This window comes from Qipengyuania atrilutea (genome assembly GCF_013370205.1).
In the GTDB taxonomy this organism is placed as follows: domain Bacteria; phylum Pseudomonadota; class Alphaproteobacteria; order Sphingomonadales; family Sphingomonadaceae; genus Actirhodobacter; species Actirhodobacter atriluteus.
Genome location: NZ_JABWGV010000003.1, coordinates 312,525 through 329,663 on the forward strand (window position 1 = coordinate 312,525; position 17,139 = coordinate 329,663).

Annotated in this window: 11 protein-coding genes; 4 read left to right on the plus strand and 7 right to left on the minus strand. The window is 61.1% G+C overall.

Features of this window, described 5'->3' with window-relative positions; translation table 11 throughout:
- Window positions 1-60: 60 nt before the first annotated feature.
- Together xylA and xylB are read right to left on the minus strand one after the other, a co-directional pair.
- Window positions 61-1,374 carry a xylose isomerase gene (xylA, locus tag HUV48_RS09640; protein ID WP_176267573.1) on the minus strand — a complete coding sequence of 438 codons (1,314 nt, stop codon included), beginning with the start codon at window positions 1,372-1,374 and terminating at the stop codon, window positions 61-63.
- Window positions 1,371-2,828, minus strand: coding sequence for a xylulokinase (gene xylB / locus HUV48_RS09645; protein ID WP_176267574.1), 1,458 nt, complete (start codon window positions 2,826-2,828; stop codon window positions 1,371-1,373). Before xylB ends, xylA begins: the two co-directional genes overlap by 4 nt.
- A 465-nt stretch (window positions 2,829-3,293) precedes the next feature.
- Between xylB and HUV48_RS09650 the strand changes: the two genes are divergently transcribed.
- Both HUV48_RS09650 and HUV48_RS09655 read left to right on the plus strand, forming a co-directional pair.
- Entirely contained in the window at window positions 3,294-3,836 is a 543-nt protein-coding gene (locus tag HUV48_RS09650; RefSeq protein WP_176267575.1) for a hypothetical protein, read from the plus strand.
- Between the two features lie 21 nt (window positions 3,837-3,857).
- Entirely contained in the window at window positions 3,858-4,175 is a 318-nt protein-coding gene (locus HUV48_RS09655) for a PRC-barrel domain-containing protein (protein ID WP_176267576.1), read from the plus strand.
- Window positions 4,176-4,290: 115 nt separating this feature from the next.
- Here HUV48_RS09655 and HUV48_RS09660 read toward each other — a convergent pair whose 3' ends face one another.
- Complete coding sequence (locus tag HUV48_RS09660; RefSeq protein ID WP_176267577.1) at window positions 4,291-4,923, minus strand: TetR/AcrR family transcriptional regulator; 633 nt, start codon at window positions 4,921-4,923, stop codon at window positions 4,291-4,293.
- 109 nt (window positions 4,924-5,032) lie between these two features.
- Here HUV48_RS09660 and HUV48_RS09665 point away from each other — a divergent pair, with 109 nt between their 5' ends.
- Window positions 5,033-7,402 carry a TonB-dependent receptor gene (locus tag HUV48_RS09665; RefSeq protein ID WP_176267578.1) on the plus strand — a complete coding sequence of 790 codons (2,370 nt, stop codon included), beginning with the start codon at window positions 5,033-5,035 and terminating at the stop codon, window positions 7,400-7,402.
- A 100-nt stretch (window positions 7,403-7,502) separates the two neighbouring features.
- Here the strand turns inward: HUV48_RS09665 and HUV48_RS09670 are convergent, their stop codons facing one another.
- From HUV48_RS09670 to HUV48_RS09685, 4 genes are all read right to left on the minus strand, one after another.
- A complete protein-coding gene (locus HUV48_RS09670) occupies window positions 7,503-8,393 on the minus strand; it encodes a glycoside hydrolase family 16 protein (protein ID WP_176267579.1) in 891 nt (296 codons plus the stop codon).
- 19 nt (window positions 8,394-8,412) lie between these two features.
- Complete coding sequence (locus HUV48_RS09675) at window positions 8,413-10,782, minus strand: glycoside hydrolase family 3 protein (protein ID WP_176267580.1); 2,370 nt, start codon at window positions 10,780-10,782, stop codon at window positions 8,413-8,415.
- Window positions 10,783-10,884: 102 nt separating this feature from the next.
- Window positions 10,885-11,967 carry a LacI family DNA-binding transcriptional regulator gene (locus HUV48_RS09680; protein ID WP_176267581.1) on the minus strand — a complete coding sequence of 361 codons (1,083 nt, stop codon included), beginning with the start codon at window positions 11,965-11,967 and terminating at the stop codon, window positions 10,885-10,887.
- A 135-nt stretch (window positions 11,968-12,102) separates the two neighbouring features.
- Entirely contained in the window at window positions 12,103-15,456 is a 3,354-nt protein-coding gene (locus tag HUV48_RS09685; RefSeq protein ID WP_176267582.1) for a TonB-dependent receptor, read from the minus strand.
- 175 nt (window positions 15,457-15,631) lie between these two features.
- Here HUV48_RS09685 and HUV48_RS09690 point away from each other — a divergent pair, with 175 nt between their 5' ends.
- Window positions 15,632-17,131 carry a tryptophan halogenase family protein gene (locus HUV48_RS09690; protein WP_176267583.1) on the plus strand — a complete coding sequence of 500 codons (1,500 nt, stop codon included), beginning with the start codon at window positions 15,632-15,634 and terminating at the stop codon, window positions 17,129-17,131.
- Window positions 17,132-17,139 lie beyond the last annotated feature (8 nt).

The following is a 17,139-nucleotide window of genomic DNA, read 5'->3' on the forward strand; positions in this document are numbered from 1 at the left end:
TAAGATTTCTTAACGCAACCAGCCGGTATCACAAGGACGGCGCGGAAAATAGCTTGCGGGTCATGCGCGGTTGAGCAGGTTCTCGCACCATTCCTGTCGGCCCGAACGCCGCTCCGGCGCAAGCTTGTTGGAAACCGCATGGTCGGCAATGTCGGCGAGGCCCGTGCCGTCCGCGTGGATCATCCGGCCAAGCTCTCCGTCCCAGCCGGCATAACGCTGCGAGCGGAAATCTTCGAGCCGTCCGTCTTCGATCAGCTTGGCGGCACGCAGCAGACCGCGCGCGATCGTATCGACGCCGCCGATGTGGCCGTGGAACAGATCGGCTGCGTCGATCGACTGGCGGCGCACCTTTGCATCGAAGTTGAACCCGCCGGTCGTGAAGCCGTCGGCGCGCAGAAACTCGAGCATCGCCAGCGTCCATTCCTCGACCGAGTTCGGGAATTGGTCGGTATCCCAGCCGTTCTGCGGATCGCCCCGGTTCGCGTCGACCGAACCGAGAATGCCGAGCGCACGCGCCATGGCAAGCTCGTGCTCGAATGCATGACCGGCGAGGGTGGCGTGGTTCGCCTCAATATTCACCTTCACCTCGTTTTCGAGGCCGTAGCGCTTCAAAAAGGCGAAGACGCTCTGCGTGTCGAAGTCGTACTGGTGCTTGGTCGGCTCGTGCGGCTTCGGCTCGATCAGGATCGTGCCTTCGAACCCGATCTTGTGCTTGTAATCGACGACCAGCGACAGGAACCTCCCGAAATTGTCCATCTCGGTTCCGATCTCGGTGTTGAGGATCGTGTCGTAGCCTTCGCGGCCGCCCCACAGCACGTAGTTCGCGCCGCCGAGCCGGTGCGTCGCTTCGAGCGCGTCCCGGACCTGGCTCGCCGCCCAGGCATAGACTTCGGGATCGGGGTTGGTCGCAGCGCCCGCCATGTAGCGCGGGTGGCTGAACAGGTTCGCCGTACCCCACAGCAGCGTGCGGCCATGCTGTTCCTGCAATTCCTCGAGATGGTCGACCGCTTCGGCAAAACTATCGCGGAACGCGCCGATCTCGTCGGCGTCGGCCATGACGTCGACATCGTGGAAGCAGTAGAAGGGCAGGTCCAGCTTCTCGACAAAGGACAGGCCCGCTTCGCGCTTCGCTTTGGCCGCTGCCGCGTCGTTCGGGCCGTTCAGCCACGGGCGGTCGAACGTGCCTGCGCCGAAGACGTCGCTGCCCGGCCATGAGAAGGTGTGCCACATGCAGACGGCAAAACGCAGATGGTCTTCCATCCGCTTGCCCAAAACCTCGCGATCCTTGTCATAGAACCGGTAGGCGAAATCGCTGTCGCTATCTGGCCCCTCGTAACGGACGGTCGAGAAGTCGGAGAAATAGTCGGCGCTCATCGTATTCCTTTCGTGGTTTCGGCGAGGGCGCGAGTGGCCCTTCTGAACTGGTGCAATTTGGGTTCGAGGCGTTTGGCCATGGTGGCATCGACGCTCGCAGTATCTTCGACCGGCGGGGCGGTGCAAACGGTCGCTGCATCTTCACCGGTCGCCCCCATGCGGGCAAGACGGGCAGCACCCAGCGCCGGGCCGATATCGCCACCCGAACAGAACGAAAGCTGCGTCCCGGTGGCGCTGGCGATGATCTGGCCCCAATGGCGCGATCGCGAGCCGCCCCCGATCGCGATCGCCTCGCTGACTGGCGAGCCCGCTGCCCGTAAAGCATCGATCCCGTCGGCGAATGTGAACGCCACGCCTTCCAGCACGGCTGCTGCAAGCCGCGCAGGCGTCGTCGTGTCGTCGCAGTAAAGCCAGCCTGCGCGCAATGATGGGTCATTGTGCGGCGTGCGCTCTCCGCTCAGGTAGGGCAAGAAAATCTCTGGTCCGCTTCCGGGCTCGACCTGCTGTGCAAGCCCGAAGAACTCGGACGGCGAGCCGATGCCGAGCTGCCGCATCGCCCAGTCGATGCAGGAGGCTGCAGACAGGTGCACGGCCATCTGATGCCATACGCCCGGAAGGGCGTGGCAGAAGGTATGCACCGCACCTTCGACATTGGGACGGAAGCCGTCGGTCGCAACGAAGGTGACGCCTGATGTGCCGAGCGAGAGCAGGGCATCGCCCGGCGCGGTCACGCCGACACCGATTGCTCCTGCCGCATTGTCTCCCGCCCCTGCGACGACCGGCACGCGCTCCATTCCCCACCGCGCAGCAACCTCAGTCGAAAGCGTACCGGTCACTTCCGATCCTTCGAAGAGGGAGGGCATGTGGGAAACCGAGAGGCCGCATGCTTCCAGCATCTTGTCCGACCATGTGCGCTGCGCAACATCGAGCCAGAGCGTGCCGGCGCTGTCCGACATATCGGAGGCGAGGTCGCCGGTCATGCGCAGCCGCAGGTAATCCTTCGGCAGCAGAACCGTTCGCGTGGCAGCGAAGATTTCCGGCTCATGCTCCCTGACCCAAAGCAGCTTGGGCGCGGTGAAGCCCGGCATCGCCAGATTGCCTGTGATATCATGCGATGCCGGAATGGCGGCTTCGAGTTCGCGGCATTGCGCAGCGCTGCGCCCATCGTTCCACAGGATCGCGGGCCTCAAGACCGCCTGGTTTTCATCTAGCAGGACAGCGCCGTGCATCTGTCCGCTAAGACCGATCGCGCGCACGGCAGCACGGTCCGATGCGCTCAGTGCACCGATCGCCTTGTCGACCGCTTCCCACCAGTCTGCCGGGTTCTGCTCCGACCAGCCGGATTGCGGCCGCTGGACGGTAAGCGGCGCGGTCGCGTCTGCGACGACCCCGCCGTCATCGGCGATCAGCGCAGCCTTTACGCCCGAGGTGCCGAGATCAATGCCGAGATACATGGATGTTTACCTGATTTCCCGGTGGCGCGCCTTGTTCGGCGCGCAAGCGAAGCGTGGTTGAATGAAAGTGCGGGATGGGAAGCCTGACCTGCGTGTTGCGATATTGCTCCTACAATAGGGCAGGTCGCCGCTTATTCGCAAGTGTGCCGCTCGACCTTGAGAAGTCCATAGTCCTGCGCCTGATGAATCCTGTCGGCCGGGCGGTCGTTAGGAACGGGTAGCGCGTACTACTCGTCATCCACCACGAAAGTCCCCTCTATGTCTCTTACCGATTTCCGCATGATCGGCCACTCCTGCCTAGCTGTTCGCCCGGTTCATCTCTGCCACGGGAGCGCGAGATGACATCGTAGTGGCGCCGCCGACAGGCTAATTCTCATCATTAACTTAAATCAAACGGGGAAAGTCGGAACAAAAGGCCAGTGCCGCTCGCTCGATTTGTAGCGACTTTAACAGAGGAGAGCGAATATGGCAGAAATACCCGTCGAGAAAAAATCGAGCTTGAGCTGGTTATGGATACTGCTCCTTCTCTTGCTGGCGGCCCTCATTCTCTGGTGGGTTCTTGCTGATGATGACGCTGCCGAAGAGGTTGTCGTAGATCAGACTGTTGCCGAGCAGAGCGAGGATGCCGTCGTCGTTGCGCCTACTACTTCGGACGGTGCTCTCACTATTGCGTCGATCCTGGAAAACCCTAGCGCCTATTACGGTGCGGAAGGCTTTACCGGTGAAGTAAACGTTGGCGGGCCTTTGACCGATCGCGGTTTCTGGATCGAGAACGACGGTGCCCGGATGTTCGCCATCGTGATCGATCAGCCGCGCGAGCGCCGGATCGACATCAATGAAGGAGCGACCTTGCGCCTCAACGGCGGAACGGTTCGCGATCCTTCGACGATTGCGGCACAGCAGATCGAAGGCGATGCGCTTGATCAGGATACCATGAACGTCCTCTCCGACCAGGAAGCAGTGCTGGTGATCGACGAAGCCAACATCGAAATTGTCGAAGCGGCATAATCGCTGAACAGGAGAGACCAAATGGCCAAGAACTATGAAGACCTACACGAACTTGACAGTTACCAGCTCGAAAACAGCGAGCAGGATCTGCGGGGACATGCGCTCTATACCTATGATGGAGAGCGGCTGGGAACCGTGCAGCGGATGCTCGTCGACCCTGACCGGAACCATGTCGCGGCGTTGGTGCTCGAAGATCACCGTTTCGTGCCCGTGTCTGAAATCGAGATACGCGACGGTGATGCCTACATCGATCCTGTCGACGCAACCGGCTTCAGCAAGGTACCCAAACGCGAGCGCAATATCCGGCGCGGGACCGTGACGGTTAACCGCCGGACTTAATCGGCGCCTTGACCACGCTAAAGCCACCCAACGACTACGGCCGGGACGAGATAACCTCGTTCCGGCCAAAGCTGTATTTACGACATAGCCGCCTTTTCGCGAGGCAGATATCGAGTTAGCGAGCCGTCTCGGATGTACCTCGGGACAATCCGCGCTCCAGTAGCTCGTTGGCGGTACGCGACACGTCATCCAATCCGGCATCGTCGGCCGCGCGCCAGACCGCGTACCGAAGACCGAGGAAGACGTTCATTCCCATGATGGCCCATGCCTCGATCTCTCCAATGTCGGCCCTTAGCGCGTCGTTCTTCGACCCGTCGCGAAGTCGCTGCGCAATCCGCCCGGCGATCGTCGTATAGTGATATCGGTACATTTCCGGATCGACGAACTCGGCCTCGTCGATGATCCGGTAGATTTCCTTGTGCTCGGAAGCGAACTCCAGAAACGCGTGGAGCGCTCGCCGCTCTATGGCGAGAGGATCTAATTCCCCCGCGATCGCCGCGCTGGCATCGGCACGGATTTGTCCGCTCAGATCGACGATTAGCGCGCGAAACAGGGCATCCTTGCTCTGAAAGTAGGTGTAGAACGTACCCAGCGCGACGCCAGCCCGGCTCGTGATCGAGCTGATCGACGCTTCGTGAAATCCGCGCTCGCCGAACTCCGCCGTCGCCGCATCCAGCAACTTGCGCATCGTGACCTGACCGCGCTTCGTACGGGGCTGCTTGATTTGAATTTCCGGATCGCTCGCCATGCCTGCCCTCCGCGTTTGGACTATCGCAGCCGGTCTCTCATAACAACATTAAACTTGAAAGGTGGTTCAACTTTCATTATTGCCGCGCAGAAGAGGCAGGGAGAGTATCATGAACATCCATCGTTTTTTCAGCGGTTCGCTGTTGCTTGCAGGTGTGGCCGGAACTGCGCTCGTCGCTCCCGGTGCTTCTGCACAGGTCGTGGTACCCGATCTGGAGGCAGATGCTGAGGTTGCGGTTTCCGACGAACCGGGCGTGGACAGCGTCATCGTAGTTACCGCGCGCCGCCGCGAGGAGCGGCTTATCGATGTTCCGATCGCCGTAACCGCAATTTCGGGCGAGGAACTGGCGACACGAGGCGCGCTCGACATAACTGACGTCGGCCAGACCGTACCGAACGTCACGCTCGAGGCAAGCCGTGGGACGAACTCCACCCTGACCGCCTTCATCCGCGGTATAGGGCAGCAGGATCCGGTATCGGGCTTCGAGCAGGGCGTCGGCATCTATCTTGACGACGTCTATCTGAACCGGCCGCAGGCTGCGGTGCTGGATATCTACGATGTCGAGCGGATCGAAGTGCTGCGGGGACCGCAGGGCACGCTTTACGGCCGCAACACCATCGGCGGCGCAGTCAAATACGTCACACGCCGCCTGCCGCAGGAGTTCTCCCTCAGTGCACGGGCGACCTACGGCACCTACGACCAAGCGGAAGGCGTAGTCTCCGCTTCCGCTCCGGTGAACGATCTTATTCGCGTCGGCGGGTCGGTCGCGCGTCTGTCCCGCGGCGGGTTCGGGGAGAACCTGACTACGGGCCTCGAAAATTACAACAAGGATATCTGGGCGGGACGCGCGAGCCTAGAAGTGGGCGGTTACGGCGAGCCCGTCTTTCTCCGCATCCAAGGCGACTACACGCGCGATAAGAGCAATCCGCGCGGCGGCCATCGGCTGATCCCCGGGCTCGTGTCCGGCGCGCCGGTACTGGATGACGTGTTCGATTCTCGCGGCGCTCTGAATGATCCGGAACAGGACGTCGAGAGCTGGGGCGTCATGATGAATGCCGACATCGAACTGTCGGACGCTTTCACCGTCCGCTCTATCTCGGCCTTCCGCAAGGACGACAGCGCATCCCCGATCGACTTCGACGCGCTGCCAGCGGTGGACCTCGACGTTCCCGCAATTTATCGAAATGAGCAGCTCAGCCAAGAGCTCCAGCTGCAATTCGATAACGGGGGTGCGTTCACCGGATTGCTCGGCGCGTACTACCTCGACGCGAAGGCCGACACGCTGTTTGACGTTCGCATCTTCACGACTTTCGCTGGGCTCACGGCCTTCACGCAAGCAAACGTCGATACCGAGACTTACGCAGTGTTCGGCGACTTCACCTTCGATGTTACTGACCAGATTTCGGTTTCGGCAGGTGGTCGGTACACATGGGACAAGCGCTTCGCGGATATTCTGCGGCAGAGCTATCTGGGCGGCGGCTCACCGGTGTTCGGCGGCGCGGGAGTACCCTTCGGTGCGCCGGGCACGGACTTCGACGGCAGTGCTGAATTCGAGAAGTTCACTCCGCGCGCTTCGATCAGCTTCATGCCGACGCCCGATCACAATATCTACGCCAGCTTCTCGAAGGGCTTCAAAGGCGGCGGCTTCGACCCACGCGGGGTGGGCACAAACGCGCCTGATTTGAATGACGACGGCGTCCGACAGGAGAGCGAAGTCGCTCAGTTCCTGAGCTTCCGCCCCGAGGAGGTCGATAGTTACGAGGTCGGATACAAAGGCTCCTTTGATGGCGGGCGCGCGAATATCGCACTCGCTGGCTTCTACGCTGACTATACCGACGTGCAGATACCAGGCTCGGTAGCGTGCACCACCATCGTCAATGGACAGCCGACACCCTCGTTCTGCGGCATCGTATCAAACGCCGGTAAAGCGACCTTCAAGGGGATCGAGGCAGAAGGGTCCTGGCGGCTCGGGGCATTTAGCCTTGCTGGATCGCTCGGATACATCGACGCCCAGTACGACGAGTACATTACTAACATCGGCGGTGTGCCAACCGATGTGGCCGAGTTCCGCGAGGTGCAGAACACGCCCGAACTGACGGCGAGCGGAACGGTAGGCTATACAGCGGCGGTGGGGGCGGGCGACCTCTATGCGGGCGTCACCGCTAGCTATCGCAGCAAGACCTTCCAGTTCGAAATCCCGAACCCTTATCTCGATCAGGGCGGCTACGCGCTACTCGACGCAAACCTCGTCTATACTGCGCCGTCCGATCGCTGGTCGATCGGTTTGCATGGTAAGAACCTGCTGGACAAGGAATACAAAACCAGCGGCTACACCTTCGTCGCTGCAGATCCAGTGACCGGCGTAATCCCAACGGGCGCGAACGGTTTTCCCATACCGACGCTGGGGCCTGAAGGAACGCTCACTGCGTTCTACGGCAATCCGCGGCAGGTATTCGTGACGCTGCGCGCGAATTACTAGTGCGCTCGGTCGCCTCGACTGAGGCGATCGAGGATGAAACAGGCGCGGTCCGTCCGAAGCGAGTCGGACCGCATCTTTAGTGGCCGACTTCCGCGATGGCTCACTCTTGAGCTTGATACACTCGGACCCAGTCGACTTCCATGACGAGTTCGCCGCGTTTGATGCGCTCTGCGGTTTCGGCCGGCATGCCTTTGTAGGGTTCTGAAATTCCGTTCGTCTTGAACGGGTAGACCCCGCCCACCGCGAAGTTCAGGATGATGTGCTTGGGTGTATCGAAGCGCCATTCGCCGTAGTTCTCGACCATCGCGCGCGTGACTCGGTAGATCAGCCGGCCGTCGACCTTGAACAGGATCCGGTCCGCGTTCCAGTCGACCTCGTATTCATGCCAGTCGGTAATGTCGGTACCGGCATCGAAGAAGTACTTGTTCACGAGCGGCGTTTCGCCTGAATATCCGGGTCCGTGAAGCGCGACGCCGATCCAGTCGGGTTCGCCGACATATTCCATGATGTCGATCTCGCCCGTACCCGGCCATTCGCCGTTGCCGAGTAGCCAGAAGGCGGGCCATACGCCGGTCGCGTCTGGCATTCTGATCCGTCCTACCGCCCGGCCGTAGGTAAAGTCGAACTTCCCCTGCGAGGTGATGCGGCCCGAAACGAAGTCGGCCTTGCGCCCGGTCGGCGTTTCGAAGCCTTCGCGAAATTGCGGCTTTAAAAACAGGCTGCCGGTTCCCGTTGGCTCGCTGCCGTTCTCGGACGCGATGAAGATCGTATCTTCGGAATCGATGTAGGCCTGCTCTTCCTCGTTCACCCAGAAGGTCGGGCCGATGACTTCCCATTTGGACCGGTCGAGCGCGGGCGCATTGAACTCGTCGGCGAAGATCAAGGTCTCGCCAGCCGGTGCGACGCGCATTTCTGGCTCCTTCTGCTGCGCGCAGCCGCTTGCAGCAACGAGCCCGGCGGCGGCAATCGTAAGGGCTTTCAAGGTTTTCATCACGCTGTCCCGATCAGTTTCAGAACGAGCACCGGGTACCGTCAGCCAGTTCCTCGCGGCCGATCTCGGCAATGTCGAAGCTGAAAGCGCCGGCGCTGGTGAAGGTCAGGCTGTCGCCGAGGCCCGGCGCGCATTCCGCGGTAATGACCATTTCGCGCCAATCCTTTCCCGCAGCGACCGAAAGGGGCTGCGTCAGGTCGAGCGCCGCGTCCCCGATGGTCAGCGTGACCGGCTCGCCCGGCCGTTCGGCTACGCGGTACAGGATCCGGTAGGCTCCGCTGCCGGCGCTTTCCTGCGCGATCGTCAGGGAAGAGCCGGGCGTGAAGGTGATCTGGCGCGAGTCTTCCTGCGCATTGCGGTCGATGCCGGTCGCGCTCACGCCGGATGCCGATCCGCGGAGGTCAGGTAGCATCGTATTACCAGCGCGCGCCGTTACGCCGCTTTCGAAACGGCCGCGCACGAACCAGTCTGACCCTTGACCTGCGAGCAGCGGCGCGCAGGTCTCGTCGAGCGCGGGGAGGCTCGAACGCTGGCGTGCGTCGAGGCCAAATCCGACCGGGAAGAGCGCGCCCTGCGGCCCGTTGAGCGGTCCCTGGTCGCAGCGGCTCGGCCAGCTGAAGCCTAGCTTGCCGGTGAAGGGTCGCGCGCCGGTCAGCACATCCGCGACGCCCGCGCCCTCGCTGCCCGGCAGCCACGATGCAACAAACGCGTCGGCAGCGTTCAGCTCGCGGTTCATCCACATCGGGCGGCCCGACAGGAAGACCGCGACGGTCGGCACGCCTTCGGCTTTGAACTTGCGGAGCAGCGTCAGCCCTTCCTCGTCCGAAAAGGCGAGGTTCTTCCGGTCTCCGGAAAACTCGGCGTAAGGCTCTTCACCGAAGACCACGACGGCGGCATCGGGTTTTGCGGCGTAGCTTCCGTCAGCGGACAGGGTGGTCCGGCCCCCGGTCTGTCCGACGGCGGACCTCAATCCGCTCCAGATCGACGTGGCGCCCGGAAAGTAGCTGTTGTCGAGGTCGCCGCCGCCTTGCCAGGTCAACGTCCACCCGCCCGCAGCCTGCGCGATGTCGTCGGCGGCGCTTCCTGCGACGAGGATATTCGCACCGCGTTTCAGCGGCAGGACGCCGGTGTTCTTGAGCAGGACTTGCGACTTGGCGACTGCCTCGCGTGCGATGGCGCGATGCTCGGGTGAACCGAGCAGGTCATAGTCGCCCGCATTCGGCCGCTCGGAAGGGCGCACCATCTCGTCGAGCAGGCCTGCCCGCATTTTCACGCGCAGCACGCGCCCGACCGCTTCGTCGAGCCGCGCCATCGGGATCGTGCCGTCCTCGACCTGCCGCACGGTCGTTTCCAGCAAGCCCTTCCATTCGTCGGGAACCATGTAGATGTCGAGTCCGGCGAGCAGCGATTGCGGGCAATCGGTATTCGTGCAGCCTGCCACCTGTCCGTGGCCGTTCCAGTCGCCCACGACGAGGCCGTCGAAGCCGAGTTCGTCGCGCAGGACGCCCGTCAATAGCGCTTCGTTTCCGTGCATCTTGCGCCCGTTGATCGAGTTGAAGCTCGCCATGACCGCTTCCACGCCAGCTTCGATCGCGGCTGGGTATGGCGCGGCGTGAATGCGTTTCAGCGCTTCGATGTCGCCGGTGACTTCGCCCTGATCGACGCCCTGGTCGGTCCCGCCGTCGCCGAAGAAGTGCTTGGCCGTCGCAATCACGTGGCCCGCGCCGAGCCGGTCCGCTTCGCCGCAGCGGCCCTGCAGTCCCTCGACAAGAGCGGCGCCCAGCGGCGCGACGATCGCCGGATCTTCCGAATAGCTTTCGTAGGTCCGGCCCCAGCGGTCGTCCTGCGCGACGGCGATGGTCGGCGAGAAGTTCCAGTCAATGCCCGTGACCTCGATCTCGGTCGCGGTTGCCTCGCCGATCCGCCGCACGAGGTCGGCATCACGCGTCGCGCCGAGTCCGATATTGTGCGGGAAGATCGTCGCGCGAATGACATTGGTATGTCCGTGAACCGCATCCGTGCCCCACATCGTCGGGATGACCGGTTCGCCGTTCGGCATGGGTGCGACCGACGTGAGATACATTTCGTCGGCAAGCTTCAGCCACTCCGAAGCTTCCGCGAATTCCTCGCCATAGGGACCGCCGTTGCCGCCGTTGAGATAACTTCCGAAGCGGTAGCGGCGCATGTCTTCGGCGGTGAAACTGTTGATTTGCGGCTGAATAAGCTGCGCGACTTTGCGCTCGACGCTCATGCGCGAAAGCAGATCGGCGACCCGCGCGTCCTCGCTCGGTCGCGCTGCGGTGGCTGCCGGCATCTCGGCGACCCGAGTGACCGTGCTGCAACCAGCAAGAAGCGCAGCGGCGAAGAGGGCCGTACCCACAGATTTCATAACAAACATCCCTACCCGTTTTCGCTCTTTGAGAACGTTATCAATTGAAGGGGTGACACGCCCGGCGTGCAAAATCAAGCCATAGCGAATGGCTCGCGGCGGTTACGCCGAACGCGTGCGGGGTTCGGAAAGATTCGCGGACGGAGCTTTGCCGGTAGAGGCGCGTACGATCAGCTTGCCGGGCACACTGATCGGTTCTGCGGGCCGCTTCCCGCTTGCGTTCTCAATCAACAGCTCGACCGCGCGCGAGGTCGTTTCCGCGATTGGCTGGTCGATGGCGGTAAGCGGCGGCTGCGTAAAGCGCACGATAGGCGAATTGTCGAAACTGACGATCGATAGGTCGCGGGGTATCTGAAGGCCGCGGCCGCGCGCGACCTCGAGCGTCGCAAGCGCCATCTGGTCGCTGCTCGCAATGATTGCACTCGGCGCATCGTCCGTTCGCAGCAGTTTCTCTGCAGCGATCGAGCCGCTGGCGAACCCGAAATCGCCGCGCTCGCACAGGCCTTCCGCAGACAGGCCGGCAGCTTCAAGCGCGCTTTTCCAGCCGTCTACGCGCCAGTTCGACAGACTGAACTCTTCCGGCCCGGCAATGAACCCGATCCGCGTATGTCCCAGCTGAATAAGATGCTCGGTCGCGAGCCGCGCGTTATGCGTATCGCCCATCGTCATCGCAATGCCCAGACCGCCCTGTTTCGAGCCGATGCGGGCAAAAGGAATACCCCGCTCGGCAAGCAGGCCGGTAATCAGCGGGTTCTCCGAATGCGGCGGCGTCAGGATGATTCCATCGGGCTGCAAGGCGGCAATCGCCGCGCCAAGTTCGCGCTCGACATGGTCGTTATGCGTATCCACGAGCTCGATCAGCATCCGGTAGCCGTGTTCGGCGCAGGTCAGCATCCCGCCAAGCAGCATCTGGTCGATCCAGTCGCGCCCCTCGCGCGCGCGCCAGTCCGCAATCGTCAGATCGCGGTCGTTGATCGCCATGATGATGTAGGAACGCGACCCGCTCATCCGCTGGGCTGCGATCGACGGGACGTAGCCGAGCTTGTCGATGCTTTCCTGCACCCGCTCTTTCATCGCAGGCCGGACGTTCGGTTCATTGTTGATGACGCGGCTTACCGTCTGCAGCGACACGCCCGCGTCCGCTGCAACATGTTTGATCGTCACCGACTGGCGCCGCCGAGCCATGTCCTTACTTCTCCGCAATCGTCCTTGAGACGCCGTAGTATTCGCACCGCAGCCGCAGGGCAATGGTAGCGCTACCGTTCGTATGAAGACAAAGGGCTCCGGCGATGTGCCGAAGCCCTTTTAGCAAAGTCTAGCCTAGAAGGCGAACCGAGCGATAAAGGTGAAGCGGCGATCGTTTCGGAACGCGTTGCTGATGACGCGCGTGCCGTCGTAATCGACTACGGTCGAAAGCTTCGTAACTTCGTCCAGCAGGTTCACACCCTGAACACCCAGCTTAAGGAATTCGTTGACCGTGTAAAAGATCGATCCGTCGAGCTGGCCGCCAGCTTCTTGGAACGTCGGCGAGAACGGAAACAGGTCATCGCGTGGTGTTACGAGGAATTCGCTTCGCCAGTTGTAGGCAGCGCGTACCGAAAGCGGACCTTTTTCATAGAATAGCACCCCATTTACGGTGTGCTCCGAGAAGCCTCGAAGCGGCAACTGTTCTTGGAAGGGGCTTGCATTCAGCGGTGCCGCTCCGTTTGCCACCGACGGAGATCCGATCGACGACAGCGCAGGGTTAGGGAAGTCCCCAGCATCGACGTAAGTGTACGATGCCTGCACCCCAAACCCGCTCAGCAAGCCCGGCAAGAAGTCGAACTTGTGCTGGTAGGCCAGTTCCATACCCTTGAGCACGCCATCGTAATCGTTGGCCGGACCCGTGATGATCACATCGGCAGTCGTGCCGTTTCCGCCGGTGTAGGTCTGCAGGCCCGTCCCGTTATCGATCAAGCCTGTGATATCCTTCAGGAAGAAGGCTGCAGTAAGCGAACCCACATCGGCAAAATACCACTCGGCGGATAGGTCATAGTTCCAGGACTCGACGGGCTTGACGCCGCGGTTGCCGGTCTGGATCGACAGCAGCGGGCCGGTATCGATACGGCCGCTGAAACCAAACACGCCATTCGCACTGAAGTAGTTCAGCTCGGGACGCACAATCCCTTTAGAGACGGCGCCGCGAAGCACGATGCCGGTTCCGCTGTCGAGTCTGATATTGAAGCTCGGCAACCAGTGATCGAAGTTAATGTCACGGTCGTCGCGCACCAGATCACCGGTGAATAGAGACGCGAATTCAGCTTTCCGGGCGCCAGTCAGCAAGCAGTACTGACGTTGCTGTCCCGGAGGCGCCGGGGTTGAGCACAATGCGTCGATTTCGCTCACTTGAACGACGCCGTCGCCATTGCCCCCGATCGTCGTGCTGTCGAATTGGCCGGGATCCGGGAACGCCAGCAATCCGCCGGTCTGCACTTCCGTCTCGACGTATCGCAGACCGATGTTGCCTCCCAACGACCAGCCACTCCCGAAGTCCATCCCGTAATCGACGCGGGCGTATGCCGCCTTAGTCAATTCCGTAACATCGGAGATTTCGGCGGGGCAGAAGGGATCACATTCGACGGTTGTTCCATCAAGCAACGTCCTCGTGCGGCCATTTACGCCTAGATTAAAGCGTTCCGGGGACTGCCCGAAGGTAGCTATCTCGTCCCATTGCTGGTCGGTAATGCCGTTCAGGTAGTCGTCGAGAAAATCATCGCCGCCGTAGAAATAAGCGGCACCGTTCTCGATAGGTGTGCTGGTCTCGCCGCGCTGGAAGTCGTTGGCGAACGGATTGCGCAACTGCGAATAATTTGGAAATTCATCGGTGAATGCGCCGCCCGCAATGGCGAACTCCTGCCCGTCAAGTCCGGTGTAGAAGCGGCCTGGAATGAAGCCATTACCAAATGGTCCTGCACCTTCCGAGAAACAGCCGGGCCCTTCGCCCCATGGCAGGCAGCCGCCGCGTCCCGCCCACGGTGCAGACAGGTTGCCCCAAGTGCTGAAGTTCGTGTTACGGGTCGTGCGATCGCGCGCGGCCCAACGTGCTCCGAAACGTGCTTTCTTGAGGAAGCCCTCGTCGCTGATGTCGTATTCGAAGTCACCCCGCAGGCTGAACAGATCGCCGTCGTTACGCTCACGGCTGTCGAGCCCGAACCAGTAATAAGTGTAGAAGCCCGAGCTAAAATAATCTGCTGGTGCGCCGATCGGGGCCAGGAACTGAACGTCCGGTGTCTCACCGGAAAGGTCGATATCAATATCTGCCCACGTGCTGAGCGCGCCGAAGACGGAATCGCGAGTTAGCTTCGAGGTTAAGTACTGAGCCTCGAAATTGCCGCGAAATCGGTCGGAAAATTCCGTATCGATATCGAACGAGATATCCTGCGTGGTGCTCTTCAGTTCGCGGAGGAACCGGAGCGAGTCGAGCGGAATGCCACCAAAGCCGAATGGCGTCGCATACGCATCGCCGACATTATCGGTGAGTATCCCGCTGACGAACCGGCCATCTTCGAAGACCGTATCACTGTCCGAACGCAGGTCTGGTGAGGATACCCCGTCATCGATGCGCCCGATAAGCGCGTATTCTTCGGTGAAGAACGTCGTTTCGGAGCGAAGGTACTCGAGCGTCATCAATAGCCCGCCGTCGAGTGTCTCGAACTGGGCGACGCCGGAGATCGCTTCCCTGTCGCGGTCTAGGGTCGTCGAACGGACACCGGCATACTGCGGCACGAGGACGGAACCTTCAGGCGGAAACTCTTCGGGAGTATAATTAGGCGCATCACCGAAGCCGCCGGAATTCAAATCGAAGATACGCTGGCAACCGCCGCTAAGATCGGCGGGACGATAGCAGGTGTCGATCGCCTGCGAGGAGTCGGTACGGCTTTTCAGCTTCGATTTCGAATAGCTTGCTTGCAGACCGAACGTACCGGCACCTGTTTCGAAAGTGTCGGATGCGATGATGTTGAAAGTGGGGGACCACTCTTCTCGCAGGTCGCCGTAATTCGCTTCGACCGAACCGGCAATGCGGAACCCAGGCGTATCGAGCGGTTTGCGGGTGACAAGATTCACGAGGCCGGAGATTTGACCTTCGATCATGTCGGCAGTGACGTTCTTAAATACTTCGACACGGCCGACGAGTTCGGGAGAAACGTCTTCGAAGCTTAGCGCGCGGCCACCATTTGCCGAGAAGATGTCGCGTCCATTGAGTTCCGAACGGCCGAAGTTGTCGGGTAGGCCGCGAATGATAACGCCGGTGCCCTCGACCGAAAAACGGGTCGGGTCGGAAGTTTTCTCGAACCGGCCGATGGCGATCCCAGGCACGCGCTGAAGCGCTTCGGCAACCGAACGGTCAGCCAGCGCACCGATATCTTCTGCCGTGATGACGTCGACGACCGTATCCGCGCGCTCCTTGATGTTCTGCGCCGAACTGAGCGAAGCGGCGATGCCCGTAACGACGATGACATTCTCGTCGTCCAGTGTTTCCGGAGTACCGCCAGCGGATTCTTCGGTAATCGTATCGTCTTCATCGACGGTCTGCGCCAGTGCGGGATGGGCGGCGGCAAGAGCAAGGCCCGATGCCGTGGTCAGTGCTGCAATACGGCGCGGCAAGGCAGCGACGCCAGTCGTTCTGCGAAACATATATCCTCCCATGTCCCCGATCTTTGTATCGGGTTCGACTCACAATTCTGGCAGGATGACCCTGCGTTGGAAGTTTGATATCCCTACTTGTGAGCGTTCACAAGACGCAATATGAACGTTCTCAAAAGGCGTTGCACTCTGGTAACAGGGGGCGATCGCGGGCATGGGGATCGGAATGGCAATCGAGCATATCGTAATCGTCGGCGGGGGCACGGCCGGCTGGATGGCGGCTGCAGCGCTGTCGCGCATACGCCGCGGGCGCGACCTCGGCATTACCGTCATCGAATCCGAAACGATCGGGACGGTCGGCGTCGGTGAAGCGACCATTCCGCCGCTCGTTGAGTTCAACCAGGCACTGGAAATAAGCGAGCGCGAGCTCCTCTCCGCGGTGCAGGGCACCTTCAAGCTCGGCATTCAGTTTGTGAACTGGGGTCAGGTGGGTGAAAGCTACATCCACCCTTTCGGCAATTACGGCTACGATCTAGGCGGCATCGGCTTTCATCAGGTTTGGCACAAGCTGCGCGAACAGGGCGACAAGCGACCGCTGCAACTGTTCAATCTCGAGACGATGGCGGCGCATTTCGGCAAGTTCTCACGGACGGCTGACTACGCACGCGATGATCTTCCGCCGATGAATTACGCTTACCACATCAATGCGACCGCCTACGCCCGCTTCCTGCGATCCTACGCCGAGAAGAACGGCGTCGTGCGTCGCGAGGGTATCGTAAAGGATGTCGCGCTCGACGGAGAGACCGGCTTCGTCACCGGCGTCACCATGGACGATGATGCGGTGATCGAAGGCGATCTCTTTGTCGATTGTACCGGTTTTCGCGGGCTGCTGATCGAGCAGGCGCTCGAGACCGGTTACGAAGAATGGACGCACTACCTTCCCTGCGACCGTGCCGTCGCCTTGCCATGCAACCGCGACGACGGCTCTCCGCCGCCGCCCTTTACGCGGGCGACAGCGCATTCGGCGGGATGGCAGTGGCAAGTCCCTTTGCAACATCGCAACGGCAACGGTCACGTCTATTGCAGCCAGTTTATGGAGGCGGACGAAGCGCATCATATTCTCGTCGCGAATATGGCCGGAAAACCGACGGCCGAACCGAACCATTTGCGCTTCGTAACCGGGCACCGGAAGAAATTCTGGAACAAGAACGTTGTCGCGCTGGGTCTCGCGTCAGGGTTCATGGAACCGCTCGAAAGCACCTCGATCCACCTCATCAACACCGGCGTGAACAAGCTGATCGCGACGCTATCGCTCGATGGTATTACCGAGGCGCAGCAGAGTACGTACAACCGGCTGGCGACGAAAGAATATGCGCGGATTCGCGATTTCCTCGTTCTTCACTACACGGCCACGCGGCGAGACGATTCCGAATTCTGGAATTACTGTCGAACGATGGCGATACCGGATTCGCTCGCTGAGAAGATCGAGGTTTTCAAAGCCAACGGTCAGGTGTTCCGGGAAGATGACGAGCTTTTCACCACGACCAGTTGGGCCGCCGTGATGATGGGCCAAGGCATCACGATGGACGGAACTAGTCCGATGGCTGACGCCGCAGCCCACCGTCACGGAAGCGAGATCGACGAGATGGCGAGCTCGATCCGTTGGCTCGTCGATCGTATGTCGCCTCACGCGCAGTATCTGGCGAAGTATTGTCCGGCTTCCTGACGTTCCGA